This window comes from Streptomyces sp. NPDC001890, assembly GCF_042891445.1.
Taxonomy (GTDB): domain Bacteria; phylum Actinomycetota; class Actinomycetes; order Streptomycetales; family Streptomycetaceae; genus Streptomyces.
Window position 1 is genome coordinate 592,058 of record NZ_JBIATE010000002.1, and the last position, 26,043, is coordinate 618,100.

The 26,043-nt window shown below is 72.3% G+C and carries 18 protein-coding genes; 13 read left to right on the forward strand and 5 right to left on the reverse strand.

Going from position 1 to position 26,043, the window contains the following annotated elements:
* The first annotated feature begins 13 nt into the window (after positions 1 to 13).
* The 5 genes from ACFYY1_RS08875 (at position 14) to ACFYY1_RS08895 (ending at position 6,870) form a co-directional block, all read left to right on the forward strand.
* Positions 14 to 2,239, forward strand: a complete 2,226-nt coding sequence (locus tag ACFYY1_RS08875) for a hypothetical protein (protein WP_388582697.1) — start codon at positions 14 to 16, stop codon at positions 2,237 to 2,239.
* Positions 2,236 to 4,020 (forward strand): hypothetical protein, encoded by a 1,785-nt coding sequence (locus ACFYY1_RS08880; RefSeq protein WP_388582699.1) that lies wholly within the window; start codon positions 2,236 to 2,238, stop codon positions 4,018 to 4,020. The genes ACFYY1_RS08875 and ACFYY1_RS08880 overlap by 4 nt, the downstream gene beginning before the upstream one ends.
* Positions 4,010 to 5,365 (forward strand): DUF4407 domain-containing protein, encoded by a 1,356-nt coding sequence (locus tag ACFYY1_RS08885; protein WP_388582701.1) that lies wholly within the window; start codon positions 4,010 to 4,012, stop codon positions 5,363 to 5,365. The genes ACFYY1_RS08880 and ACFYY1_RS08885 overlap by 11 nt, the downstream gene beginning before the upstream one ends.
* A 301-nt stretch (positions 5,366 to 5,666) precedes the next feature.
* Complete coding sequence (locus ACFYY1_RS08890) at positions 5,667 to 6,575, forward strand: peptidoglycan recognition protein (RefSeq protein WP_388582703.1); 909 nt, start codon at positions 5,667 to 5,669, stop codon at positions 6,573 to 6,575.
* Positions 6,576 to 6,687: 112 nt separating this feature from the next.
* Positions 6,688 to 6,870, forward strand: a complete 183-nt coding sequence (locus tag ACFYY1_RS08895; protein ID WP_266688849.1) for a hypothetical protein — start codon at positions 6,688 to 6,690, stop codon at positions 6,868 to 6,870.
* A gap of 19 nt (positions 6,871 to 6,889) precedes the next feature.
* On the opposite strand, the gene ACFYY1_RS08900 is transcribed toward ACFYY1_RS08895, so the two are convergent.
* Positions 6,890 to 9,523, reverse strand: a complete 2,634-nt coding sequence (locus ACFYY1_RS08900; RefSeq protein ID WP_388582705.1) for a discoidin domain-containing protein — start codon at positions 9,521 to 9,523, stop codon at positions 6,890 to 6,892.
* Between the two features lie 147 nt (positions 9,524 to 9,670).
* Positions 9,671 to 10,765 carry a pyridoxal-phosphate dependent enzyme gene (locus tag ACFYY1_RS08905; RefSeq protein WP_388582707.1) on the reverse strand — a complete coding sequence of 365 codons (1,095 nt, stop codon included), beginning with the start codon at positions 10,763 to 10,765 and terminating at the stop codon, positions 9,671 to 9,673.
* Between the two features lie 228 nt (positions 10,766 to 10,993).
* On the opposite strand from ACFYY1_RS08905, the gene ACFYY1_RS08910 reads away from it, so the two are divergent.
* From ACFYY1_RS08910 to ACFYY1_RS08940, 7 genes are all read left to right on the forward strand, one after another.
* Entirely contained in the window at positions 10,994 to 12,580 is a 1,587-nt protein-coding gene (locus ACFYY1_RS08910; RefSeq protein WP_388582708.1) for a S8 family serine peptidase, read from the forward strand.
* Between the two features lie 272 nt (positions 12,581 to 12,852).
* Complete coding sequence (locus ACFYY1_RS08915) at positions 12,853 to 13,605, forward strand: GntR family transcriptional regulator (RefSeq protein WP_388582710.1); 753 nt, start codon at positions 12,853 to 12,855, stop codon at positions 13,603 to 13,605.
* A gap of 159 nt (positions 13,606 to 13,764) precedes the next feature.
* Positions 13,765 to 15,498, forward strand: coding sequence for a purine-cytosine permease family protein (locus ACFYY1_RS08920; RefSeq protein ID WP_388582712.1), 1,734 nt, complete (start codon positions 13,765 to 13,767; stop codon positions 15,496 to 15,498).
* A gap of 198 nt (positions 15,499 to 15,696) precedes the next feature.
* Positions 15,697 to 15,897, forward strand: a complete 201-nt coding sequence (locus tag ACFYY1_RS08925; RefSeq protein WP_388582714.1) for an SPOR domain-containing protein — start codon at positions 15,697 to 15,699, stop codon at positions 15,895 to 15,897.
* A 172-nt stretch (positions 15,898 to 16,069) separates the two neighbouring features.
* Positions 16,070 to 16,471: an NUDIX domain-containing protein gene (locus ACFYY1_RS08930; protein WP_266729934.1), complete on the forward strand. Its 402-nt coding sequence runs from the start codon at positions 16,070 to 16,072 to the stop codon at positions 16,469 to 16,471.
* A gap of 274 nt (positions 16,472 to 16,745) precedes the next feature.
* Positions 16,746 to 17,174, forward strand: coding sequence for an ATP-binding protein (locus ACFYY1_RS08935; protein ID WP_351260943.1), 429 nt, complete (start codon positions 16,746 to 16,748; stop codon positions 17,172 to 17,174).
* A gap of 193 nt (positions 17,175 to 17,367) precedes the next feature.
* Positions 17,368 to 19,887 (forward strand): SpoIIE family protein phosphatase, encoded by a 2,520-nt coding sequence (locus ACFYY1_RS08940; protein ID WP_388583462.1) that lies wholly within the window; start codon positions 17,368 to 17,370, stop codon positions 19,885 to 19,887.
* 36 nt (positions 19,888 to 19,923) lie between these two features.
* Here the strand turns inward: ACFYY1_RS08940 and ACFYY1_RS08945 are convergent, their stop codons facing one another.
* Both ACFYY1_RS08945 and ACFYY1_RS08950 read right to left on the reverse strand, forming a co-directional pair.
* Entirely contained in the window at positions 19,924 to 20,634 is a 711-nt protein-coding gene (locus ACFYY1_RS08945; RefSeq protein ID WP_388582716.1) for a PspA/IM30 family protein, read from the reverse strand.
* A gap of 153 nt (positions 20,635 to 20,787) precedes the next feature.
* The gene (locus ACFYY1_RS08950) at positions 20,788 to 22,932 is read right to left on the reverse strand and encodes a TPM domain-containing protein (RefSeq protein ID WP_388583464.1); all 2,145 of its coding nucleotides are present in this window, start codon (positions 22,930 to 22,932) and stop codon (positions 20,788 to 20,790) included.
* A gap of 217 nt (positions 22,933 to 23,149) precedes the next feature.
* Here ACFYY1_RS08950 and ACFYY1_RS08955 point away from each other — a divergent pair, with 217 nt between their 5' ends.
* Complete coding sequence (locus ACFYY1_RS08955; RefSeq protein WP_388583465.1) at positions 23,150 to 24,130, forward strand: hypothetical protein; 981 nt, start codon at positions 23,150 to 23,152, stop codon at positions 24,128 to 24,130.
* A gap of 135 nt (positions 24,131 to 24,265) precedes the next feature.
* Here ACFYY1_RS08955 and ACFYY1_RS08960 read toward each other — a convergent pair whose 3' ends face one another.
* Positions 24,266 to 25,741, reverse strand: a complete 1,476-nt coding sequence (locus ACFYY1_RS08960; protein ID WP_388582718.1) for a glucoamylase family protein — start codon at positions 25,739 to 25,741, stop codon at positions 24,266 to 24,268.
* Positions 25,742 to 26,043: the final 302 nt, after the last annotated feature.

Genomic DNA, 26,043 nt, shown 5'->3' on the forward strand with positions numbered 1-26,043 from the left:
TGAGGGAGGCGGAATGCCGGACGGCGCGGGAGACGGCGATCCCGGACAGTGCTCGGACGATCAGGACAACGGCCGGCCCGGACCGGCCACCACGACGGCCCCGGCCCCGCCCCCCACGCCCGCCCCGGCGTCCACAACCACGACGGGTCCCGCGTCCGGGCCCGGACCGGACGGCGGGCAGCACGTCTACAACAACTTCTACGGCCCCCAGTACCACGGCCGGGCCCACTTCGGCATCGGCGCCGGCGCGGGGAAGGGCGGTCACACCAGGGCGACCGGTCTGCTGGAGGCCGACGAGATCGACGCGCTGCTGCGGTCCTACGTACGGCCCGGCTGCTTCGACGACGCGGCCCAGGAGCTGACACGCACCGGTGTCGTCGTCCTGTCGGGTTCCCGGGGCACCGGGAAGAGGTCAGCCGCGGTCGCCCTGCTGCGCGAGGTCGTCGGCCCGTCCGCCGACTACGTGGTGCTCTCGCCCGACATCGGCCTCGATCAGCTCGCCGAGCGGAGCTTCGACTCCGGGGTCGGCTATGTGGTCCTGGACCGCACGGCGGGCGGCGACGCCCCCGGCCGCTCCACCGACTTCGACTGGCGACGCGTGCGTGACCAGGTCCGACGGCACCGCGCCCATCTGGTGATCACCACGGTGCACGGGCTGGACGGGCCGCCACCGGAGGCCGTGCGCCATCTGCCGTGGCAGCCCCCCGCGCTGGAGAAGGTGGTACGGGCCCGGCTCGTCCAGGGCCGCGTCCCGCAGGAGACCCTCGCGCGGGCGATGGAGGGCATCCCGGCCCGCTGCCCGGTCGCGGTCGCCGCCGAGGCGGCGGACCGGATCGCGGCGGGGGACGACCCCGGCCAGGTGTGGAAGGAACACACCGGCAGCGCGCCCCGGGCCGTGCTGGACTGGTTCGGCGTCGAGGGGGAACGCACACTGCACGAGATCGCCGAGGTGACCACCCTCGCCTTCGCGCCGGGCGTCGGGCGGCGCGACTTCGAATCACTCCAGGAGAACCTCGAACAGCACCTGGAACCCGTGTACTTCACGCCCGAACCGTCTCTGGCCGCTGAGGCCGGCACCGCCGTGCCGGGCCCTGACGCGCAGGGCACGGAGCCCCGGGAGGCCCGCCCCGCCCCGTCCCACCGCCGTGCCCGCCCCGCCGACCGGCGCCGCTCGCTGGCCCGTAACGCGCTGGTCACCACCGAGATGCAGCTCTACGGCTCGACCACTCGCGAGGTCATGGTCTTCGCCGACCCCGAGCTGCGCCGCTGGGTGCTGCAGGAGCTGTGGCGCGGATACCCCACCGAGTACTGGGACGCGGTCCGCGACTGGCTGGCCACCGTCATCGACGCCGGGCCCGGTCCGGACCTCCAGCTCTCCATCGCCTCCGGTCTGGCGCTGCTCGGACACGTCGCCTTCGACGAGGTCATGGAGTGCTATCTGAGCCCCTGGGCGCGGGGCGAGGGCGGGGAGAGCGGGCACGACACCGCCCTGTACGTGCTGTGGTACATGTGCCTGGAGGAGGCCCCGGCGGCCGCGGCGCTCACTCTGGCCCGTACCTGGGCACAGTCCGCCGACCCCAGGCTGCGGAGCACCGCACTCGGCGCGTTCGGCGGACAGCTCGGCATCAGTTTCCCCACCGACGCGGTGAGATGGCTCTGGGTGCTGCTCCAGCGCAGCCTCCACACCGAGTACGCGGCACGCGAGGCGATGGACGCCTGGGCGCGCCTGTTCCTCGTCCTGGCCGACTGCCGGCAGGACGCCGGGATCGTGCTGGAGGCCCTGGCTTACCGGATCGGCAGGGAACAGCGGACCCGGTCCGCCGCCTACTCGCCGATCGGCGTCCTGGTGCTCGGCGCCTGCCTGCGGGTCCTCACCGTCCGGGAGCCGCTCTCCGGGCGCTCCGCCATCGCCCGCTACACCGCCGACCGGCCCGGGGAAGCAGCGCTCGCCGCCCAGTTGTGGGCGGCGGTGATCTGCCACCGGCCGCTGCGCCGGGAGGCCCTGACCGCACTGCTCGGCGCGGCGCGCGCACTGCCCGCCGTCACCTCCGATCCCACTTCGGCGGCCGAGCGGCTCGGCCGCGCACTCGTCGACGCGCTCCCGCCCGTCGAACTCCCCTTGTTCACCAGCGAGTTCAGTCGCCTCGCGGCCGCCCGCCAGGCGCGTCCCACCGACCCCGACTGCGTCGCGATCCTGCTCGGCGCCCTGAACCGTGCGAAGGACAGTCACCCGCAATGAACACGAACCGCAAGACCTATCCTCTGGTCGAGGAACGAGTACTGACCCCTGTGCAGCACACCGGCCGGAAGTTCTGGAACCGGACGCGCCGCGCCCACGACGAGATTCCCCGGGTCTCCGCCCACCAGGTGCTCGTCTACCGGCACGGCGACCAGTACATCACCGACCACGGTGTTCGCGGCCCGCAGGACGACGTCGTGACCGGCGCCGCCTCGGTCACGGTCGTCGACTGCAGTGTCGCGGTGCCCGTCATGGCCGGCACGAACGTGCCGTCCGCCGAGACCGACGGCTTCACCGTGCAGGTCGCCTTCCACTGCACGGTCACCGACCCGGTGGCGGTGGTCCGCGAGGGCGTCACCGACGTGGAATCCCGGCTGGTCGGCTATCTGCGGGCGCTGCCGGGACTCACCGATGTCACCCAGGAATGGCCGCTGGACGCCGGCAAGGAGGTGACCAGGCTGCTGACCGCGCGCCTGACCGCGTACCTGGAGATGGAACCGCCGCGGATCGCCGGGATGACCGTGACCGATCCGTATCTGGAGGTGCTCACCCCGGACGAGTTCGCCGCCCAGCGGCGCGTCGCCGACGAGGAACGGCGGGCCCGGGAGCAGGACCGGGTGAAGGAGGAAGTGGCCCGCGAACGCGCCAGGATGGAGCATCTGCGCAAGCGGGAGCAGGAACAGATGGACAGCGAGATGCGTGCCATGGAACTGCGGCACGCGCAGGACCTGGAAGACCTCAAGCGGCTGTACACGTACGAGAGCAGCGCCGAGGATCAGCTCCACACGCACACCCGCCGGCAACGCGACAACGAGTTCCACCGTATCGAGGCCCTGAAGGACCTCGCGGAATTCGGCACCGACGCGGAGAAGACCGACATCCTCGCCCTGCGCAACGGGGAGATCAGCTACTCCGACCTGGCCGCACGGCAGCGCGACGACGCACGGCACCGGCAGGAGCAGCAGCGCCAGGAGGAGGAACACCGCAGGGAGCACGCCGAGCGGCTGCGCAGAGCCGAGCAGGACGAGCTCCGCGTCCGCCTGGAACGCCAGGACCGGCGCCAGGAAGTCGGCCGCCAGGACCGGCGCGCCGAGCTGGCGGCGGACCGCGAGGAGAAGCGCGAGAAGTGGCGTTCCGAGCGGGAGGAACAACAGCGGCAGCACGCCGAACGGCGCGAGGACGAACTGGCGGCCCGCGCCGAACGGCGGCACCGGGCCGACCAGCGCGCCAGAATGAACCAGGAGTTCACCATCCAGGCCGTCAACCGCGGACTCCTCGACAACGTACCGCTCGACGCCCGAGCCCTCATCGAACGCCTCGGCTCCGACCAGGGCATCGAGGAACAGGGCCTGCCGATCCGCGAGTTGGCGGACAGCGAGGTCCCGCAGCTGGAGAAGGGCGGTGACGGGACGAAGAGCGCGGACGCGAGCGCCGAGGACGCGGCCGCCGGGCCGTACCGGGGCGAGCCGTACGAGCAGGACGGCCGCCGCGACGGCGGGTACGACACCGGACACGGCGAGGAACAGGCGTACGACCCGGCCGAAGGACCCGGTCGGGAGCGACACGGCAGCCGGACACGGCGGGAGACGGACGACGCGGCACCGGTGGACGACGGCTCCGGGGCGGTCGCGACGCCGGCCGCCCGCGAAGCCGTGTCACCCGAGCGGTCCGGGCCGGTCGAGGACCGGGCCGTCTACCAGGGGAACGACGAACCGGAACCGGGCCCGAAGTACGCGGACGGCGACCTCGGCGAAGCAGGGAGGGAGGAACGTGGCCGCTGACACCCCGGTATGGTCGCCGGAGGGCAGCCACGACGCGTGGCCCGAACCCGCCCCCGGCTCCCGGACCGTGCGCCGGCCCGCCCGGGGCCCCGCCGCCCGACTGCGCCGCCTGATCGGCATCCGCGAGGAGGTACTGGAGCGCGAGTCCGCCGAGCGTGCCCGCTACACCTGGTACGGGGCCATCGTCCTCAACACCGCCCTGCTCGGCGGGGCATCCATGGCCCTGGCGCTCTCCACCATCCGCGAGGGCACCCCCGTCGTGGTGGCCGTCGTCGTCGGAATGGTCTGGGCGTGGATCGTGCTGGCCCTGGACAGCTGGCTGGTCTCCAGCACCCACGGATACACGGGCGGCCGCGCGGTCCGCCTCCTGCTTCCCCGGCTGCTGCTCTCCGTGGTGCTCGGCCTCACCATCGCCGAACCCCTGCTCTTCCAGATCTTCGACCGGGAAATACGCCAGGAGATGGCCGTCACCCGGGAACGTGACCTGGCCGACTTCCGGGGACGGCTCACCGCCTGCAACCCGCTCGACGGCAAGGACACCACCGCCCGCCCCGGATGCGTCGACCACCAGCTCACCGTGAAGGGCGCACCGGCCGCGATCAGGTCGGACATCGACGACAACACCGCCGCCCTTGCCCGCCTCGACCGGCAGATCAGGACCGCCAACAACACCCTGGACGCCAAGAACGCCGCCGAGCGGCGGGAGTGCGGCCGCGACCGGTGGATCTGGCGGGGCAACGGATGGGACGTCACCGAGACCTGCGAGCGGGCCCGTGCCGACACCAGCGCGTACCGGAAGACCAGCAAGATCGCCGAGTACGAGGAGAAGCGCGCCGAGCTCGTCGCCCGGGGCAACACCCTCTCCGACCGGCTGACCAGCACCGGCACCGCCTACCGCGTCGACATCAAGAAGGCCATCGACACCAAGGTGGCGCAGCGGCAGCGCGAGCAGCAGCACGACGGGCTGCTGCTGCGCGCCGACGCCCTGTCGACGGTGGCCTGGTCCGACGGTTTCGCGCTCTTCATGATGTTCCTGCTGCACGCGGTGCTGCTGCTGGTCGACGCCATGCCGGTGCTCGCCAAGCTGATGAGCGGCCCGTCCGAGTACGACCGCAGGCTCGCCGAACGGCGCGAGGCCAACCAGCGGATCCACCTGGAGGACCAGGACGTGCTGCGCCAGTGCGCCACCATCGAGCACGAGGTCCAGCGCTACCGCACCGAGTTGTGGGCCGAGGAGGAGAAGGCCCGCATGGGGCACGCCCGCTTCAAGGCCCGTGCCGAACACGCCCGGATCCGCCGCGAGGAACTCGATGCGCGCACCGCCCGGCTGTTGAACGACGGGTGACCATCGCAGGGCCCGCGGGCCCTGCGGACGCTGATGCGAGGGTCCCGGAAACCGATCCGCTTCCGCGATGAATCACCGGGTCGCAGGAGATTCGTGAGATCCGCCGAAGAGCCGGCGGCAGCCGCTGCTGCCGCCGGCTCTCCCTCTTTTTCGTCACTCGCCGTAGCCGTCGGCCGGGGAGTCGCGCCGCTCGCCTGTCTGCACTAACCCGCCGCGCGCGGCGGACCGGGCGCCGCGAAGCTGTGGGACATACGCGCTCCCGTCGGCATCCCGGCGAAAGACGAAGAGAAGGTTCTCTCCCGTGCGTCCGTACCGAATGCGTCTGCACCGAATAGCACTGTGGGTCACCGTTCCGATGGTGCTTCCCCTCCTCGTGGCACCCGCCGGGGTGACGAAGGCCCGAGCCGTTCACGACCCGGCTCCGGAAGGGGCCCCGTCCGTGTGGCGGCCCGGAACGACCGCCGGGCCGGTCGCCGGCATCGGGCGCCCGTTCCCGGCCCTCGGGGCGGCGTCGATGGCCCCGCCCCGCCTGGTGCCCCGGCCGGCCATCGTGTCGCGTGCGCGGTGGCGGGCCGACGAGACCAGGCGCGACCGTCATGCGCACTACGCGGCAGGGGTCAAAGCGGTCTTCATCCATCACACCGACACCCCCAACGGCTACGACTGCGCCGACGTCCCCCGCACCCTGCGCAATCTGTACACGGGCCAGACCCGTGACCGGAGTTGGGGCGACCTCGGCTACAACTTCCTCGTCGACACGTGCGGCACCATCTACGAAGGCCGCGCAGGCGGCGCCGACCGCCCCGTCGTCGGCTCCCACACCCTCGGGTTCAACCAGGGCACCACGGGGATCGCGGCCATCGGCACCTTCGGGCCGGGGACGCCGGTACCGGCGGCCATGGAGCACGCGATCGCGGCGCTGGCGGCCTGGAAGCTCGGCCTGGGCGGCGTCGACGCCGCGGGCAAGGTGCGGCTCACCTCCACCAACGGCAAGAGCCGTTACGCCAAGGGCACTTCGGCCGAGTTCGACGCCATCTCCGGCCACCGCGACGGCTTCGCCACCAACTGCCCCGGCCAGGCGCTGCTCGCGCGGCTCCCCGCCATCCGCACCCTTGCCGCGAGCCTCCAGGGCGGGGCGTCACCGCTCTCGCCCTCCGGCATCCGCTTCGCCGCGAACCTGAACAGCCCTCGCCACGACGCCGCCCGCTGAGTCCGTGGCCGTGGCTTTGCCGCAGGCCGTTCCGCGGGCCGGGTCCGGATGGCATGATCGGCAGCGCTCCGCCGCACCTCGTGCGGCATGCCGATGCCGATCAGGGGGAAACATGGAACGCCGTCCGGCCGCGAGATCCGGCTTCAACTGGTGGCTGCCCAGCGTGTACGCGGCGGCCGTCGTCCTCACCGGGGCCCTCGGCTCGGGCCGGGCGACGGGGATCGTCGCGGCGGTGGGCGGTGTGCTGCTCGGCCTCTACTACGGCTTCGGCAGCAGGCTCCGCGCCCGCGGCTGACCCCCGCAAGGCCGCGCGGTCACGGCTGGGTCACCCTCAACTCCCGTACACCCGCGGGCTTCTGCGGGTCCTCGGACTCCACCGTCAGCCGTACCCACCGGGCCACCGCGCCCGCCCGGTACGGCTGCCAGTGCGTGCCGTCGGACGAAGTCTCCAGGCGGTACGAGAGCGGCCGCACGTCCGCCCACTCCGGTACGGCCGATGTCACCGCGCCCGCCCGCCCCAGGTCCACCGTCAGCGCGCCCTTCGCGCCGTCCGGGGACCAGGCGGTGGCCGGACTGCCGTCCACCGCGGCCACCGCGTACAGGCCGGGGGATTCCGAGGAAGCCGTCACCGGGCGGCAGCGGGCCGCGTCGGTGGTCGCGGCGAGGTCCGGGCGGCGGGTGGGGAGAGATAGCGTGCCGCTCAGCGTGCGGGGGCCGGCGGGGGTGTCGACGGTGAAGGGGGCGCCGGCGGTCAGCCGGACCGTCGTCGTCCAGGGGCCGATCGCGAGGTCGTACGTACGGCCCCGGTGGCGCAGGCCCGTCAGCGTGACACCGCTGCCCAGCTGCGGCGGCAGCATCGGATCCAGACGCACCCCGTCCTCCCGCAGCCGCAACCCCGTCAGACCATGCGTGAAGACCTGGAGGAACCCGCCCTTCCCGGTGAGGAAGTCCTCGGCGGGGGAGCCCGACAGCGGGTCCTGGGCGCCCGCCTTCGCGCCCCGGGCCTCGCTGAACAGGGCGTACGGACCGCGTATGAACGGGCGTACGGCGCGCTGGAGATAGGTGTACGTCGCACAGCCGGGCTCCCCGATCGTGGCCGCGTCGATCGCGTGGACCGAGTCGGTCATGGCCGGGCCGTCCGGGTCGGTGCGCTCCGCGTAGTAGTCGAGCGTGGTGGCGGCGGCTCCCGGCTCCATCGGCCACTCCAGCGGGTGGATCAGCAGCACCGTGTCGGCCTGCTTGATCGTCGAGCCGTTGTACCCCGCGTACTGGAGGAACAGCCTCCGCGCCGGGTCGTACGGGATGCGCAGGCCGTCCGCCACCCGCTTCCACCGGGCCGGTGCGGTGCGGCCGAGCAGGTGCGCCGCGCGGGTGGCGTTGCGCAGGGCGGTGGCGGCGACCGCGTTGGTGAAGACCCCGTCGGTGACGCCGTTGCTGTACTCGTCGGGGCCCGCGACCTCCTTCACCGAGTAGCTGCCGTCGTCGTTCGCGGTGGCCCGCGAGGCCCAGAAGTCGGCGATCCCGGCGAGCAGGGGCCAGCCGTGCCCGGCCAGCCAGTTACGGTCCCCGGTCGCCAGGTAGTACTGCCAGACGGCCAGCGAGACATCGCCCTGCAGGTGGTTCTGGGTGACGCAGTGCGGGGGGTTCCAGCTCTGGCACTCGGACCACAGCTCGCCCCTGCTCGCGCTCGTCCACGAATAGAACAGGCCCTGGAACCCCAGCTTCCGGGCGTTGGCGCGGGCCACGCCGCGGGTGCGGTAGCGGTACTCGACGACCGGGCGGGCCAGCTCGGGGCGGGTGACGAGCAGCCCCGGGTACATCCAGGTCTCGGCGTCCCAGAACACCAGGCCGGCGTAGTTGTCGCTGGTCAGGCCGGCCGGCGCGATGCTGTCGCGGGACCCGGTCCGGGTGGCGGCCAGCAGCCCGTACTGTGCCGCCCGCAGCCACTTCTGGAGGTCGGGACTGCCCGGTACCAGGATGTCGGCCGCCCAGGCCCGCCGCCAGGCGGCCGCGTTCGCCGTGAGCACCCCGGACCAGCCGCGCCGCCCCGCGCGCCGGGCGGCCTCGCGGGCGGCGGCGCGCGGGGCGGCGGAGGTGAGCGCGGTGTCGACGCCGACGTACTTCTCGAAGGTGTACGTGTGCCCCGAGCGCACCCGGTGCGTGCTGCGCGCCGCGACCGGCGCTCCGGCCCCCGGTCCGCCGGTGCGCAGCGTCTGCGCGATCGCGCCCCTGGTTCCGGTACCGAGGGTGCGGAACGTGCCGTCGGCGGCGAGGGCGATCCGGCGCGCGCCCCTCGGGTCGAGCCGGCCGGTGACGGTCGCGGTGCCGTTCCAGTGCGGCTTCACGCGCAGGCGTACGGCACCCGTGTGCACATCGGACCGGTCGGCGAGCACCTCGTACGTCAGATCGGTCGCGCGGCCGTCGGCCGTGGTCCACCGCAGTGACGTGCGCACCAGTCCGCAGCGCAGGAAGAGCGTCTGGCGGTAGTGCGAGATCCGGCCGGGCGGCGTGCGGGAGCCGTAGGTCTCGGTGCCGACGCGCACGTCGAGGTCGGTCCAGCTCGGCAGTGCGGCGATCACCTCGCGGCCGGCGGCGAGGTCCTTCTCGCGCCCGAACAGGCCGGAGACGAACGCGCCGTCGTAGCGCGGGGTGAACAGCGGCCAGCCGGTCTTCTCGCCCGACGCCGCGTATCCGGTGCCCGCCGCGGGCACCCGGTGGCCCAGGTACCCGTTGCCGGTGTAGGGGTCGTAGCCGGCTGCCTCGCCGAACCGGGTGGATGTCGGCGCCCAGGCGGGATCGGTGTCCCGGCCGCAGGCGGTGGCAGCCGCGGCGGGAGGCGCCGCCGTGGCGGGAGGCGCGGGGTACGGGACGGGGGCCGCAGGCGCGAGCAGTGCGCCCGTGACCAGGGAAACGAGGGACGTGAGGAGAACGAGGCGCGAGAGGCTCACCGTACGAAGGTAGGGAAGCGTGTGCCGCGCGGCGGTGCGCGGCACGCGGGGTGAACGGCTGACGGAGCGGCGGGCGCCGGTGCCGCGACGGGCCGGTCCGTGCCCGCCCCGGCCGTCCGCCCCGCCCTGCCCGGCGGGCCCGCTCCCTCAGCCCGCGAGGCCGGTCTTGAGGCCCGCGCCGCACAGCGGGACGACGATGCTCAGGTCCGTCCGGTCGCCGACCGCGGCCCAGCAGGCGACGCCCGTCATCTCCACGTAGAAGCCGCGTGCCGCCAGGTCCAGTTGCGCGGCGCGGATCTGGTCCTCGGTCACCGTGAGGAAGGTGCCGCCCGATTCCCTGACCGCGGCCAGGATGGCCCGTGCGCGCGGCGGGCGCGGGATGGCGATGCCCTCGGCGAGGGTGGCGGCGGCGGGCAGGGTGTCGGGAAGCAGGTCCTCGGCGCCCGCGCGGAAGGCGTCGGCCAGCGGCGAGACGGCTTCGGCCTGTACGGCGATCAGCGCCGGGCGCCGGTCGATCAGCCCCCGGGCGTGGAGCTCGGCGGTGGCCAGGGCCGCGCCGAGGAGAAGGGTGCCGTTGCCGACGGGTACGGCGATGGCGTCCGGGAGACGGCCGCCGAGGTCCTCCCACAGCTCGTACACGTACGTCTTCGTGCCGTGCAGGAAGTACGGGTTGAAGACGTGCGAGGCGTAGAAGGTGCCGGGGACGTCGGCGGCGGCACGGGCGGCGGCCGCGGTGGCCTCGCGGTCGCCGGGGACGATCTCCAGGCGGGCGCCGTGGGCCCGGATCTGCTCGGTCTTCTTCGGGGACGTGCCCTCGGGGACGTACACCGTGCAGGGGAGCGCGGCACGGGCGCAGTAGGCGGCGACGGCCGTCCCGGCGTTGCCGCTGCTGTCCGCGACGACGCGTTCGGGCGACAGCCGGCGGGCCAGTTCGGCGAGCATCACCGCGCCGCGGTCCTTGAAGGAGAGCGTCGGCATCAGGAAGTCGAGCTTGGCCGAGACCGTGCCGGTGAGCGGCACGAGCGGGGTGCGGCCCTCGCCGAGCGTGGTCGTGGGCGAGGAGAGCGGCAGCACCTCTTCGTAACGCCACAGTGAATTGACGCGCCCGGTCAGGGAGTTGACCGAGAGTGTGCCGGCGGCTTCGAATTCGAGGTCCCAGGGGCCGCGGCAGACCGGGCAGCACCAGGTGAGAGCGGTGGTGTCGGCGCGGGTGCCGTCCTGCGGGCAGATGTATGCGGGCATGCCGGTCAGCATGTCAGGCGCGTGGCGGCCCGATGGCGAAGGTATTGCAGAGCCCTGCGCACCCTTGTGCGATTCCCAAGAATCGGTCAATCTTTCGCTGTCGGCGGGGACTTGGGCGGCGCGGCATCGGCAACAGATGTTTGTCATGCCCATGCTGCCCAGTTGTCGCCCCGTCCGGCAGCAGGCGAACCCCCCACCAGTGCACCTCGATCGAGGAGGACCCCCCACATGTCAGTGACGCGTCACACCCCCCACGCGCGCCGAAGACTCGCCGCGGCGAGTGTCATGGCCGGTGCGGCCCTCGTGCTCTCCGGCGCCGCGGCGTTCCCCGCCTCGGCGTCCCAGCCGGCGCCCGAAGGTCTGATCCAGAACGCGGGTGCCCCGGGCACCATCAGCGGCAGCTACATCGTCACGCTCGACGAATCGGCGGCCGACGCGGGTTCCGCGGAGGGCCGGGCGCTCGCCAAGGAGTACGGCGCCGAGATCAAGAGGACCTACCGCACCGCCGTCAACGGCTACGCGGTGGAGCTCTCGGAGAGCCAGGCGAAGAAGTTCGCCGCCGACCCGGCCGTCGAGTCCGTCGTGCAGAACCGGACCTTCCACGTCACCGGCACCCAGCCCTCGCCGCCCTCCTGGGGCCTCGACCGGATCGACCAGAAGTCCCTCCCGCTGAACCAGAGTTACACCTACCCCGACAACGGGGGCCAGGGTGTCACCGCGTACATCATCGACACCGGTGTGCGGATCACCCACACCGACTTCGGCGGCCGGGCCTCGTACGGCTACGACGCCATCGACGACGACAACACCGCGGACGACGGCTACGGCCACGGCACCCATGTGGCGGGCACCGTCGCCGGGTCGTCGTACGGCGTCGCCAAGAAGGCGAAGATCGTCTCCGTCCGGGTCCTCGACGACAGCGGCTCCGGCACGACCGAGCAGGTCGTCGCGGGCATCGACTGGGTGACGGCGAACGCCGTCAAGCCCGCGGTCGCCAACATGAGCCTGGGCGGCGGGGCGGACTCGGTGCTCGACGCCGCCGTGCGCAAGTCCATCGCGTCCGGCGTCACGTACGCGGTCGCCGCGGGCAACGAGTCGACCGACGCCTCCACGAAGTCCCCGGCACGGGTCACCGAGGCCATCACGGTCGGCTCCACCACCAGCACCGACGCCCGCTCCAGCTTCTCCAACTACGGCAGCGTGCTGGACATCTTCGGCCCCGGCTCGTCGATCACCTCGGCCTGGAACACCGGAGACAGCGCCACCAACACGATCTCCGGCACGTCGATGGCGACGCCGCACGTCGCGGGTGCCGCGGCCCTCTACCTGGCCGACCACCCGAGCGAGAGCCCGGCGCAGGTCTCCGCCGGACTGGTCGCCGCGGCCAGCACCGGAGTGGTGACCAGCCCGGGTACGGGCTCGCCGAACCGGCTGCTGAACGTCGGCAGCGGCTCCACCACCCCGCCGGGCGGCAAGAAGTTCGAGAGCACGACGAGCTACACCATCGCCGACAACTCCACCGTCGAGTCGCCGATCACCGTCACCGGTGTCACCGGCAACGCGCCGGCCACGCTGAGCGTGCCCGTCAACATCACGCACACCTACAGCGGCGACCTGAAGATCGACCTCGTCGCGCCCGACGGTTCGGTCTACAACCTGAAGGCCTTCGGGACCGGTGGCAGCACGGACAACGTGATCACCACCTACACCGTGAACGCCTCGTCGGAGGTGGCCAACGGCACCTGGAAGCTGCGGGTCGCCGACAACGCGGCGGCGGACACCGGGAAGATCAACTCCTGGGCTCTGCAGTTCTGACGGCCACGGGGCTCTGACGTCCTGACGCGTCGTACTCGTGGGGCGGTTGCTTCGGCAGCCGCCCCACTTCCGTGCGAGAAGGAACGCGATTGGGGTGAACCGGGGGAGGGGAGGAGGCGTGAGAAGAGCTGAGAACCCTCTGGTGGTCGATGGCCGGATATGCGCAAGGACCTGGCGAATCATCACATCGAGTGAATCTTTGGCCTGTACTTGCGGTTCACAACCCACGGTTGTCAGGCTGTTGCAGACTGTCAACCTGTTGGGAGTGGCCTGTGACTTTCGGTGAGCAGCCCGCGTATCTGCGCGTTGCAAGCGATCTGCGAGAGAAGATCGTCAACGGTTCGCTGCCGCCGCATACGCGCCTGCCTTCGCAGGCCCGTATCCGCGAGGAGTACGGAGTCTCGGACACCGTCGCGCTGGAGGCGCGGAAGGTGTTGATGGCCGAGGGTCTGGTGGAGGGGCGTTCCGGTTCCGGCACCTATGTGCGCGAGCGCCCGGTCCCGCGGCGGATCGCCCGCTCCGGCTACCGGTCCGCGTCCGGTGCCAGCCCGTTCCGCCAGGAGCAGACGGCGGAGGGGGTGCACGGGACGTGGGAGTCCCGCAGCGAACAGGAGGGGGCGAGCGTCGAGATCGCCGGGCGTCTGGGCATCGAGCCGGGCGACCGGGTGATGCGGACGAGGTACACCTTCCGCGAGGCCGGGGAGCCGATGATGCTCTCCACCTCCTGGGAGCCGCTCGCCGTGACGGGGCGTACGCCGGTGATGCTGCCGGAGGAGGGTCCGCTGGGCGGCTGCGGGGTGGTCGAGCGGATGGCCGCGATCGATGTCGTCGTGGACAACGTGGCCGAGCAGGTCGGTGCGCGTCCGGGGCTGGCGGAGGAGCTCCTGGCGCTCGGCGGTGTGCCCGGACACGTGGTGATGGTGATCGAGCGGACGTACTACGCGTCGGGCCGCCCGGTCGAGACGGCGGACGTGGTGGTGCCCGCCGATCGCTACCGGGTCGCCTACCACCTTCCGGTCAGGTGACCGGTGGGCGGGGACCGCTGTCCGGCTTCGGTGACGACACGTTAACGCCCGGACGCCTCCCGTAACCGGCGGGCAATCACCGGCTGCATAAAGTTGTCATGTCCCGCTCTTACCGTCCGGTCCGTACCCGCACACCGGACGACGGACGGGAAGTCACCGATGACGGACACAGCCACACCGAAAGCGGCCGAGGACATCCCGGCCGGGGCCGACACCCCGGCCCGGGACGCCCCGGCCCGCAGCTACGCGAAGCTCGCCGCCGACGAGAGCCGCGAGGACTACTCCCTCCGCTACGCGCCGCACTCCTTCCGGCGCTGGTCACCGGCCACGGTGGCGGGCACCGCCCTGGGCGGGATCGCCTACCTCGCCGACTTCGCGATCGGCGCCTCGATCGTCTTCACCTACGGCTTCACCAGCGGACTCGCCTCGATCCTCGCCGCCGCGACGATCATCTTCCTCACCGGCGTACCGATCGCGCGGGCCTGCGCGAAGTACGGCCTGGACATGGACCTGGTCACCCGCGGCGCGGGCTTCGGGTACTTCGGCTCGACGCTCACCTCGCTGATCTACGCGTCCTTCACCTTCATCTTCTTCGCCCTCGAAGGCTCGATCATGGCGCAGGCCATGCACCAGGCCGTCGGGCTCCCGGTCGAGGCCGGCTATCTGCTCACCACGCTCATCGTCATCCCGATCGTCTTCCGGGGCATGGGGGCGCTCGCCAAGGTGCAGGCGTGGACCCAGCCGGTCTGGATCGTCGGCATGGTGCTGCCGTTCGTCGTGCTCGCCTTCGAAGCCCCCGACGCCTGGGGCACGTTCGGCTCCTTCGGCGGCACGGAGGGCGCGGGGTCCGGGTTCTCCTGGATCGGCTTCGGGCTGGGCACGGGCGTCGCGCTCTCGCTCATCGCCCAGATCGGTGAGCAGGCCGACTACCTGCGCTTCATGCCGGCGCGGACGGAGGCCAACAAGCGGCGCTGGAACCTCGCGGTGCTCGCCGCGGGGCCCGGCTGGGTCGTCATCGGGGCCGCGAAGCAGATCGGCGGCGCGCTGCTCGCCTTCGTCGCGCTGGAGGCCGTCGGCAAGACGCACGCGCTGGAGCCGATCGCGCCGCAGATCGAGGCGCTGCGGCCGTGGCTCGGCTCGTTCGCGCTGCCCGCGGCGGCGGTCTTCGTGATCGTCTCGCAGATCAAGATCAATGTGACCAACGCCTACAGCGGTTCGCTGTCCTGGTCGAACTTCTTCTCCCGGATCACCCACCGGCATCCGGGCCGGGTCTGGTACATCTTCCTCAACCTCTCCATCGCGCTCACGCTGATGGAGATGAACATGTTCGCCGCCCTCAACAAGCTGCTGGGCTTCTACTCGAACGTGGGCATCGCCTGGATCGCCGCCGTCGCCACCGATCTGGTCGTCAACAAGCGGATCGGGCTGAGCCCGCGGTACATCGAGTTCAAACGGGCCTATCTGTACGCGGTGAACCCGGCCGGATTCGGCGCGATGGTGATCGCCTCGACCGTCTCGATCCTGGCCTTCTTCGGGCTCTTCGGCCGTTACGCCGAAGCCTTCTCGACCTTCATCGCGGCCGGACTGGCCTCGACGCTCTGCCCGTTGATCGCCTGGGCCACGAAGGGGAAGTACTACCTGGCGCGGCCCAACCCGGTGAACGGTCCGGGCGTCGAGGTCGCGGACATCACCGCCACCCACACCTGTGCGGTCTGCGAGACCGCCTACGAGCTGCCGGACATCGCCGACTGCCCCGTGCGGTCCGGGCCGATCTGTTCGCTGTGCTGCTCGCTGGACGCCAAGTGCGGGGACGTCTGCCGCAAGCAGCCGTCGGCCGGCCCCGTCCTGATGCCGGTGCCGACGGTGCGCGCGACGGCGCCGGAGGCGGGATAGCGGGGGAGGGCGGCGGCGGAGCCGGTGGCTCAGGGGGCGCATTCGACCGGGTGCGCCCCCCGCTCGCTGACCGGAACGGTATCTCTTTGTGTAATTACGTATCCGTTGAGTGAAGGTCAGGCGTAGGCTCGGGCATATGCGTACTGCGGTTTCCTGGGGATCTTTACTGACGTGCACGCCGTTCGAGGGAGGGGCGCAATGCTCGGGAGGGACACGATGAGCGACAGCGGTGCCGTGCTCCCGTGGCTGGTGATAAGGCAGGACGACAACGGCAATCGCTATCGCGTCGGCAGGTACGCCACGCAGGGCGAGGCCCAGCGGATCGCCGACAAGCTCGATGAGCACGGCCACAAGCAGCTCTACTGGGTGGAGCGCGCAGAGCAGAGCGCCCGGCCCTAGGGCCTGTCTTTCGGGTCATGCCGGGCTCGCGGGGTCGCGAGGAGTGCGGCGGGGTGGGCGATCGTGCTCCGGCGCATGACCGCGCCCGCGTTCGCCCGCCCGTCGCGCAGGGCCTGCGGGGCAGCCCTTAGGGTCCTGTCCGACGGGGTTGCACGAGAGCGAAGGCGGAGTGATGTCGGTCCTGATCGACACGGTGGCATGGGTGCGGGTGGAGAACGGCAGGATTCTCTGCGCCCGACCACGGGGGAAGGACGTCTTCTACATCCCCGGCGGCAAGCGGGAGGGTCAGGAGACCGACCTGCAGACCCTGCTGCGCGAGGTCGAGGAGGAGCTCGCCGTGGCCATCCTGCCCGCGACCGTGTCCCACATGGGCACGTACGAGGCGCAGGCGCACGGTCATCCCGACGGTGTGGTCGTGCGCATGAGCTGTTACGCCGGCGAGTATCAGGGCACGCTGACCGTCAGCAGTGAGATCGAGGAGATGGCCTGGTTCTCCTACGCCGACCGGCCGCTCGTCCCGCCGGTCGACCAACTGCTCTTCGACGACCTCAAGGCCTCGGGCGCGCTGGCCTGAACAGGGCGCGGGCGCCAGCGGAGTTGACCCGTGCGGCCGGGCTCCCGGCGCCGGTGTGCGGGGGCGCCGGAGGCGGTCGACCGAGGCAGACGCCAAGGCGGCAGCGCGTGCCCGCCGCCTCGTGCGCCCCTTCTTCCCGGGTACATCTGTTCGTGCGCACGGCCGTACACCCGTACGCCCCACGTGTCGGCCCCGGCGATAGTTCACCCCAAATATCGGGTATGTGCTGAATAGTCCTTGCAAACAGGGCGTTCTCCGCTGCTGGTCTTGGGAAGTGATCGGCGTGATCGACAGTGAAGGCGACTGTGCCGAGTGGACCTTTCCGGCTGAGCCGGGCGCCGTGCGATCCGCACGGCACGCGGTCCATGGGGCGTTGACCGCCTGGGGGCTCGATGCCGCCGTCGGGGATCTGACAGTTCTGCTGGTCAGCGAGTTGGTCACCAACTCGATGCGCTATACATCGGGGCCCATCGGCGTCCGCCTGGTACGCCCTCATCCCAACGGTGACGCCCCCTCCGCCCATCCGGGACTGCTCGTGGAAGTCTCCGATCCGCTTCCGGATCCGCCCACCGAACGTATGGCGGGACCGGAGGACGAAGGGGGCCGGGGACTGCAGCTGGTGGCGTGTTCCGCCCGCCGCTGGGGGACCCGGCGGGGAAAGACCGGCAAGACCGTGTGGTTCGAGCTGGCCCTGCCTGGTTAGGAGTGGGGTGGGACGGACAGCGATCACCAGAGGTCGGCCAGAACCTGGCTGAAAGGGACTGAGACCGTGCTGTGATCGTGAACGCCGTGTCGGTTGGGGCCGGAGTGCTGAATACTGCGGGCATGACCGGTCCGGTGTGTGAGCTGGAGGGGACGGTCGCGTGAGCGAAATACCTGGGACAGCGGGCGGCATCGTGTGGCAGAGCAGCCCGCCTGGCTCGATCTACGACTACATCAGGGTCGCCTCCTTCTCGATCGGCCCCGATGGCCTGATCGAGCAGTGGAGCCGCCGGGCCGCCGGCCTCTTCGGCATTGCCGCGGACAGGGCGGTCGGCATGGATCCGGTCGAGGCATTCATGCCCGCCGAACTGCGCCCGGACGGCCGCCGCAGGGTCGGTGAGATCCTCGACGGCCGGGAGTGGACGGGCCTGGTCCCCTTCCGGATGCCGGGCGAGGAGGCCGTGCACGGGCTCGCCGAGATCTATGTGATGCCGAGCGAGACGGAGAGCGGGGAACGGGCCGCGCTCTGCATCGTCGTGGACGTCCGGGCACTGCGCCACATCGAGACGGACCTTGCCGCCTCCCAGGCGATATTCGGTCAGTCACCCTTCGGCTTCGTGCTGTTCGGTACGGACCTCTCGGTGATCCGCGCCAACCAGCGCTTCGCCACCGTCTTCGGCGGCCGGGCCGAGGACCACCGCGGCCGCACGGTCGACGACTATCTCTCCGGCACCGAGGCCGACCGGCTCACCGTCACCATCCAGCGCGTACTGGAGACCGGAGCGTCCGTCACCGATCTCCAGATCGTCGGCACCGCCCCCGGCGCCGGCAACCGCCACTGGTCGATGAACCTCTACCGCGTGCACAGCGGATCCGGCCGCCCCATCGGCGTCGCCGGACTGGCCACCGACGTCACCCGCAGGCACATCGCCGCCCGCGAGGCCGCCAGCGCCCGCCGCAACCTCGCCCTGCTCAACGAAGCCAGCGCCCGGATCGGCAACTCCCTCGACCTGGAGACCACCGCCCGCGAACTCCTCGACGTCGCCGTCCCCGGCTTCTGCGACCTCGCCTCCGTCGACCTCTACCAGGGGCTGCTCACCGGCGACGACGCACCGCCCGGCAGCTGGGATTCGCTCCGCCAGGAATCCGTCGGCGGCTCCGCCGAACTGCGCCGCGTCGCCCAGGCCAGCGCGGTGGCGGACGTCCTGCCCGACACCGCCGCGGAGACCGGCTCGCCCGAACTCGGCTCCGTGCACCGCTTCTCGTTCAACTCGCCGTGCGCCATCGCCCTGCGCACCGGCCATGTCGAGGACGTGCCCGGCGACGACCGGGGCTTCGTCCAGTCCACGCTCGCCGTGCCGATGGTCGCCCACGACACGGTGGTCGGTCTCGTGCAGTTCTCCCGCACCAAGGGCAGCGAGCCCTTCGGCGAGCGGGACCGGGGCCTGGCCACCGAACTCGCCGCCCGCGCCGCGGTCTGCATCGACAACGCCCGCCTCTACCGGCGCGAGCACGAACGCGCCCTGATCCTCCAGCGCAGCCTCCTGCCGCCCGGCGACCCGGTCGCCGCCGGCCTCGACATCGCCTGCCGCTACCTGCCCGGCAACACGGCCACCGAGGTCGGCGGCGACTGGTTCGACGTGATCGAGCTCCCCGGCCACCGCACCGCCCTCGTCGTCGGCGACGTCATGGGCCGCGGACTGCGGGCCGCCGTCGCCATGGGCGAACTGCGCACCGCCGTACGGACCCTGGCCCTGCTGGACCTGGAACCCGCCGAGGTGCTCTCCGCTCTCGACGAGGTCGCCCGCGGACTCGGCACCCCCGGCGGCGGGGGCGGCGGCTCCCAGTGGCCCTCGCGGGCCTCCCACAAGTCCCGGGAGGCGGACCTCTCCGAGGTCTACCTGGCGACCTGCGTGTACGCGGTCTACGACCCGGTCACCCGGCGCTGCACCTTCGCCAACGCGGGCCACCTCCCGCCCGCCGTCGTCGAACCCGGCGAGGCCGCCCTGCTGCTCGACGTGCCGCCCGGCATGCCGCTCGGCGTCGGCGGCGAACCCTTCGAGGAGGTCGAGGTCGAACTGAAGGAGGGCTCGCTGCTCGCCCTCTACACGGACGGGCTCGTCGAGTCCCGCGACCAGCCGCTCGACGAGGGCCTCGAAGCCCTGCGCACCGCGCTCGTCGAGCCGGAACGGCCGATCGAGGACGTCTGCGACCACGTGCTGAGCACCCTGGACACCGGGCACGGCGAGGACGACATCGCCCTGCTGGTGGCCCGTATCCAAGGGCTGCCGGACGACGCGGTCGGCGACTGGCGGCTGCCCCGCGAACCCCGCTCCGTCGGCCGGGCCCGCGAACTGGCCCGCGGCCGGCTGCTCGACTGGGGCCTGGACGAGCTGGTGGACACCACCGAACTACTGGTCAGCGAGCTGGTCACCAACGCCCTGCGGTACGGGGAGGGCGAGACAAGGCTCAGACTGCTGCGCGACCGTACCCTTGTCTGCGAGGTGTGGGACGCCGGACTCGTCCAGCCCCGGCGGCGGCGGGCCCGCGACACCGACGAAGGCGGGCGCGGGCTCCAGCTGGTCGGGCTGCTGAGCGTGGCCTGGGGGTCCAGGCGGACCCCGCGCGGCAAGACCGTCTGGTTCGAGCTGGCCCTGCCCGACGGGGCGCCGGCCGCCGAGCTCTCCGTGGAGCAGCTGCTGAGCATGTACTGAGCCGGCCGCCGGGCGGGCCGGCTCAGGCCGACAGGGTCAGGCGGCCTTCAGCGCGGCCAGCCGGGCATCGATCTCGGCGCTGTCGCCCAGGCTGTCCAGCTGCTCGAACTGGGCATCCAGGGACGAGGCGGCCAGCTCCTGCTTGCCCAGCGCCTTCGCCTCCTCGCGCCGCACCTTGTCCTCGAACCGGCTCAGCTCACTGGTCGGGTCGAGCACATCGATGCTCTTGACGGAGTCCATCATCCGGTTCTGCGCCTCTGCGGACTTGGCACGGGCCACCAACTCGTCCCGCTTGGCCTTCAGCTCCGACAGCTTGGTCCTCATCTGGTCCAGGCCCGACTTCAGCCTGTCCACCACCTCGGTCTGCGTGGCGATGACCGGCTCCGCCGTCCGCGCCTCCTTCTCCGACCGGAGCTGCCGGCCGAGCGCCACCTTGGCCAGGTTGTCGAACTTGTCCGCCTCCGCCCCGGACCCGGCCGCCCGCAGTTCGTCGGCCTTGCGGCTCGCGGCGAGCGCCTTGCCGCCCCACTCCTTCGCCGCGTCCACATCCTCCTGGTGGTCCTGTTCCAGCAGCCGCAGATTGCCGATGGTCGTGGCGACCGCCTGCTCGGCCTCCGAGATGTTGGCCGTGTACTCGCGGATCAGCTGGTCCAGCATCTTCTGCGGGTCCTCCGCCTGATCGAGCAACGCGTTGATGTTGGCCTTCGCCAGCTGGGTGACGCGGCCGAGAATGGTCTGCTTGGTCATGAGCTCTCTCCTTGTGCCCTTGTGTCCTTGTGCGCGTGGGTCTCTCCGGGGCCCCGGAGACGACCGGGGAGCCCTGTGCGGGGAAGCGGAACTGCGGATGAAGACCTCGGACGAGGTCCTGGAGCGGGCCCCGCGGCGGGCCCCGTGGCCTGCTCAGAACCGGCCGCCGCCACCGCGCCGGCCCCGTGTCCCCCCGCCGCCGAAGCTGCCCGGCCCGGCGGCCCCGCCGTGCCCCCCGCCGCCGAACCCTCCGCCGTGGACGCCGCCGCCGCGCCCGCCCCCGCCGCCCAGGAGGCCGCCGAGGATGATGCCGCCGAGCACCGCGCCGCCGACCCCGCCGCCCGTCCCCCGCGCACCGCCCGGACCGGTCCGGTTCCCGTACGCCCGCACGTCCTGTTCGGCCAGGCTCCGGGCCTGCCCGGCCAGCGCATCCGCCTGCTGCGCCTCGGTCAGCGCCCCCTGCGGATCCTTCGACCCGGCCAGCTCCCGCGACCGGTCGAGACGCCGCTGGGCCTCCGCCAGCCGGGTCCGGGCCTGGCTGCCCACCGCTCCCCGGTTCGTGGTGATGAAGTCGGCCGCCGCCGCGATCGCCGAACGCGCCGTGAGCACCGCCCCGTCCAGCAGGGCGAGGGCCCGCCGGTCGCCCTGATCCCGTTCGCGGACCCCGGCCAGCGCCGCGTCGAGCGCCGCGTCCGCCTCCTCCACCCTGCGCAGCGCGTCGATCGGGTCGTACGGCCCGGCCAGCATCTGGGCCCGCACATCGCCGAGCACCGACTTCGCGCGGGCGATCCGGCCCCGCAGACCGGCCATCGGCGCACCGTCCCCGGCGCCTTCGAGCAGTCCGCCCGCCTCGGCGAGATCGGTCTCCGTCTCGGTGAGGGCGGCGGGCAGCCGCCCCGCCGCCTCCGCGAGCTCCCGGCTCCGCCGCTCCACCGCGTCGACGAGGGTGGTCGCCTGGTCGACGGCGCCCTCGGTGGCCCGGATGTACACCGCCGCCGCGGAGTTGTTGGTGCTGTCCACCGACTGCCGGCCCCGGTTGAGGCTCGACGTGGCGAAGACGAGCCGGTCCTTGGCCTGCTCGATGTCGCCGGCGACGGCGGCGAAGGCCGGCTCCGGGTACTCCTCGCGCATCGTGTTCAAGGTGGCCTCGGCCGCCGCGACCCGGCCGGCGAGTGCCCGGAACGCGGCCTCGGCCGTGGCCAGGGCCTGCGGGGCGTCGCGTTCCAGGGCGCGCAGCCGGTCGAAGTCCGCGGACACGGCGTCCAGCCGGGCGCCCGCGTCCGCGCAGCGGCCGATGATCTCGTCCAGCATCCGGCGCCTGGCCGCCTCGTCCTCTGGAACGGCGTCGTCCAGTTGCTGACGCAGCCGGAACGCCGCCGTCAGCTCGCCCTTGGCATGGTCGACGGCCTCGGTGAACGGGGCTGCCGCCTCCTCGCCGAACTGGGCGGTGGCGAACCCCAGTTCCTCCTCGCTGGTGCGGACCGCGTCGTCGGTGTCCACCAGCGCCTCCTTCGCGCGGGCGTCCAGCTCCGGCAGCGGCTGCGGCGACCCGTCCGGTGCGGCGGAGGCGGGGCCCCAGCCCTTCGCGCCGGGCGTGGTGCGGGTCGTGGCGCGCCGCCTGCGCCGGGTGTACGCGTAGCCGGCCAGCGCCGCCGCCCCGGCGACGACGACCCCCGGGAGGATCAGGTCCGCGGTGCTGGTGCCGGTGGATTCACCGGTTCCGGGGTCGGCGGCACCGGGGGTGATGGCCGGGGTGGGCACGGGCTTCCCGGCCAGTACGGCGGAGTACCCGTCCGCCGCGCCGATCGCCGCGCCGGCCCAGTCGTGCTCCCTGAGCGCGGGCTCGATCGCGGTGCCCGCCACGTCCTGGAGCTGGGCGTCGGTGAGGCGGGAGCCCTGTTCGACGGTGTACGCGTACTGCCGGTCGTGGGTGGCGACGGCGAGCAGGACGTCGTCGCGGCCGAGGCCGTTGCGGTCGGCCGTGGCATCGGCCCAGTTCTGCGCGGACCACCCGGAGAAGTCCCGTACATACACGACGAAGAGCTGTACGCGGCGGTCCGCGTACAGCCGGTCGAGTGCGGCCCGCACCTGGTCCCTGCGGTCCCCGAGCGCCCCCACCTTGTCGGTGATCTGGCCGTCCCGGGACAGCGTGACGGGATCGTCGGCGCGCGCGGCCGGTGCTGCGGGAAGGGCCGGTGCTGCGGCAACGGCCGGTACTGCGGGGAGGGCCGGCCCGCACACCGTCATCAGCGCGGTGAGCAGGGCCCGGCCCGGTATGGATATCCGGGTACGACTCACGGGCGGCGTCACATTTGTGAGGCTATGTCCACCCTGAGTCACCCGCGACCCGGCGACCCGGCCCGCCATCGGTGTCCGGGCGGTGCGTCATGATGCCCTCCTGCAGCGACGGCACACCGACACACAGGGGGAGACGGACGTGCTCACGGGAATCAAACGCGGGGCCGGGCGGATACGCGAACGGGCGGCCCGGTTCCGCTGGACCTGGCCCAGAAGGATGGTGCTGGGGGCGGTCCTGGTGATCGTGGTGCCGGTCCTCACCGCGGGCATCGCCCTGCGGCTCAACTACTCCGGCGACCCGGGCGACGACACCCGCACCCGGGGCCGGGACGCCATCTGGCTCGGCCATGCCTGGGTCGACGGGCGCAAGGACGACGCCAACCTCGCCGCGTTCGCCGACCGGATCGAGGGGACGGGGATCAAGGACCTCTACGTCCACGCCGGGCCGCTGGAGCACGACGGCACCCTGCCCGCCGACCGCTACCCCCGGGCCCGGTGGCTGATCGACGCCGTGCACCGCACCCTGCCCGGCATCCGGGTCCAGGCCTGGCTGGGCGACGTGCTGGCCACCGAGGGGCCGAACGGGCTGCGCCTGGAGCGGGCCGCGTCACGCATCGCCGTGGTCGCGTCGGCCCGGCAGATCCTGGAAGCCGGGTTCGACGGCGTCCACTTCGACCTGGAGCCGCTGCACTCCGACGACCGCCACTACCTCTCGCTCCTGGACGACCTGCGCACGCTCACGAAGCCGCGCAAGGCACAGCTGTCGGTCGCCGCCCACCAGATCGACCCGCTGCCCTCGGCGCACCGGGTGCTCGGCGTGGGCAGCGGGGGCAGCGAGAAGTGGTGGTCGCAGAAGTTCTTCGGCCAGGTCGCGCGCCGGGTCGACCAGATCGCCGTCATGTCGTACGACACCTGGATGCCCCTGGAGGGGTTGTTCGGCGGCTATGTCGCCCAGCAGACGGCGCTCGCCCTCGAAGTCACGCCGAAGGACACCGATCTGCTGATGGGGCTGCCGTTCTTCCACGAGGACGACCTCGGACACCACGAGTCGGCCGAGACGGTCGCGGCCGCGGTCCGGGGCACCCGGCTGGGCCTGGGGCGCACCGACCGCGGCCGCGAACGGTTCGGGGTCGCGCTCTACGTCGACTTCGCCGCGCGGGAGGGCGACTGGACGGCGTACCGCGCGGGCTGGAACTGAGCGGAATCGGGCCGAGCGACGGCGTACCGGGCCGGGGCCGGGCCCCGAGCGCTCCGCCCCGGACCGGTACGCCGCCACGTTTCAGGTGGTTCGGACAGCTCTGACAGCTCTGACAGCTCTGACAGCTCGGACGGCTCAGATGGAGAACCGCTCCTTGGCGAGCAGCGGCCGCACCTTCGACTGGAACCCGCCGGTGCGGAACGGCCGTTGCAGCAGGCCGGGGCGGATCGCCTGGGCCAGCGCCGCGGCGATCATGCCCTGGTCGAGCGCGAGCAGGTAGTCGCTGACCCGGCCGGTGCCGACGTTGACGGAGTCCCGGAAGCCGTACCCGGGGTGGTAGGCGCCGAAGTCGCGGTCGAGCGCGCGCAGGTTGGCGATCGCTTCGTCCGGCGCGTAGGGCAGCGCGAGGAAGGAGGCGTGCGGGGTGACCACGCCGTTGGTGAACGCCGAGGCGGGCGGCAGCGGTTCGCCGTCCTTGGTGTACGTGCGGTCGGTGTTGGAGGCGTAGCCGTCGACCTGCATGCCGATCGCGTCGACGCCGTACTCCTGGTAGCCGCCCTCGGGGATGTTGGCGGGGGAGAAGCCCCAGTACCCGTACCCCGCCTCCTGCATCCCGTGCTCGATCTGGCTGCGGACGTAGCGGCGGTGGTTGAGGCCCCAGGACCTCGGCGACCACTCCGCCTCCGGCACGAACAGCGGCACCATCAGGGCCTCGAACATCGACCCGCCCCAGGTGGGCACGATCTTCCGGCCGCGATGGGTGTAGTGCCCCTGCCAGACCCGTACGCCGTCCATGGCGACGTAACTGCCCTGCGGGTACTGCTCCTGGCCGTGCTCGGGCAGCATCGTGCGCAGCAGGTGCCAGTAGTGGTCGGCGGGCAGCGAGCCGTCCGCGATGCCGAGGTAACTGGCCATCCGGGGCTCGGTGTTGAGCGCGCCGTAGTGGTGCCCGGTGGGCTCCTCGGTGTCGGGCCAGAACCCGCCGCGCAGCTGGCCGGGGCCGGCGACCGGGTCGGCCGGGTCGTACGGCGTGTAGTAGTACGACCAGTCGGCGGTGGCCAGGATGCGGGCGACGCGGGGGCGCAGCGCGGGCGCGGCGTCGGCGGCGATGCGCAGTCCGGTGACCAGCCAGGCGTTGTCGACGGAGGAGAGGAACGGGCGGACCGGGTCGCCGGTGCCGGGCCACTCGGTGAGGACCGAACCGTCGTGCGCGTCATACCAGTTGAGCCAGAAGCCGTGGTGGCGTTCCAGCTTCTCGACGGCCCGCACGGTGTGCTCCAGCCGTCGGCGCATCGTGTCGTCGTCGATCACCCCGAGCCCGGCGGCGGCCACCGTCGACCAGAGGCCGCAGCCGATGTTGGTGGGGGAGGTCTGACGCGACTGGACGGGGGCGCCGGGCCCGCTGACGTCGATCTTGTCGACGGCGAGACCGAAGTCGGTCGTCATGGCCTCGATCGACCGGTACGTGTCGCGGAACCAGCGCAGCAGCAGCGGTGCGTGCGAGCCGCGCGCCGGCCGGGCGGCGGCGCCCGCCGGGGGAGCGGCCACGGCTCCCAGCGACAGGGCGGCGGCCCCTGTTCCCGCTGCGGTGAGAAACGTACGACGGTTCATCAGAACCCCTCGAAGAAGAGCCACCGACTGTGGGCGGTGGGCGGATTTCGTTCGTCGGTCGTGAATCTGCGGGCGCGGGGCGCCGTGCCTCGTACGGCATCGGCGTGCGCCGCCGCTCGTGAGCAGGGCAGAACACGAGCGGCGCCGTACGCGGGCACAGGGCCCGAAAGGCCCTGCTGTACGGGAACCGGCGTCCGTCAGGTGCCGCCGGTTCCCGTACGGGCGGGAGCCGTCAGGTGGCTCCCGGTCGGGAGGAGCCGACATCGGTCGGCTCGGGGCCGAGGTGGGTCGGCCCGGGTGGC

What these genes read in the sequence shown, in the direction of transcription:
- ACFYY1_RS08875 (WP_388582697.1), top strand. Translation starts at nt 14, where the DNA reads ATGCCGGACGGCGCGGGAGACGGCGATCCCGGACAGTGCTCGGACGAT.
- ACFYY1_RS08880 (WP_388582699.1), top strand. Translation starts at nt 2,236, where the DNA reads ATGAACACGAACCGCAAGACCTATCCTCTGGTCGAGGAACGAGTACTG.
- ACFYY1_RS08895 (WP_266688849.1), top strand. Translation starts at nt 6,688, where the DNA reads ATGGAACGCCGTCCGGCCGCGAGATCCGGCTTCAACTGGTGGCTGCCC.
- ACFYY1_RS08905 (WP_388582707.1), bottom strand. Translation starts at nt 10,765, where the DNA reads ATGCCCGCATACATCTGCCCGCAGGACGGCACCCGCGCCGACACCACC.
- ACFYY1_RS08910 (WP_388582708.1), top strand. Translation starts at nt 10,994, where the DNA reads ATGTCAGTGACGCGTCACACCCCCCACGCGCGCCGAAGACTCGCCGCG.
- ACFYY1_RS08920 (WP_388582712.1), top strand. Translation starts at nt 13,765, where the DNA reads ATGACGGACACAGCCACACCGAAAGCGGCCGAGGACATCCCGGCCGGG.
- ACFYY1_RS08925 (WP_388582714.1), top strand. Translation starts at nt 15,697, where the DNA reads ATGCTCGGGAGGGACACGATGAGCGACAGCGGTGCCGTGCTCCCGTGG.
- ACFYY1_RS08930 (WP_266729934.1), top strand. Translation starts at nt 16,070, where the DNA reads ATGTCGGTCCTGATCGACACGGTGGCATGGGTGCGGGTGGAGAACGGC.
- ACFYY1_RS08945 (WP_388582716.1), bottom strand. Translation starts at nt 20,634, where the DNA reads ATGACCAAGCAGACCATTCTCGGCCGCGTCACCCAGCTGGCGAAGGCC.
- ACFYY1_RS08955 (WP_388583465.1), top strand. Translation starts at nt 23,150, where the DNA reads ATGGTGCTGGGGGCGGTCCTGGTGATCGTGGTGCCGGTCCTCACCGCG.
- ACFYY1_RS08960 (WP_388582718.1), bottom strand. Translation starts at nt 25,741, where the DNA reads ATGAACCGTCGTACGTTTCTCACCGCAGCGGGAACAGGGGCCGCCGCC.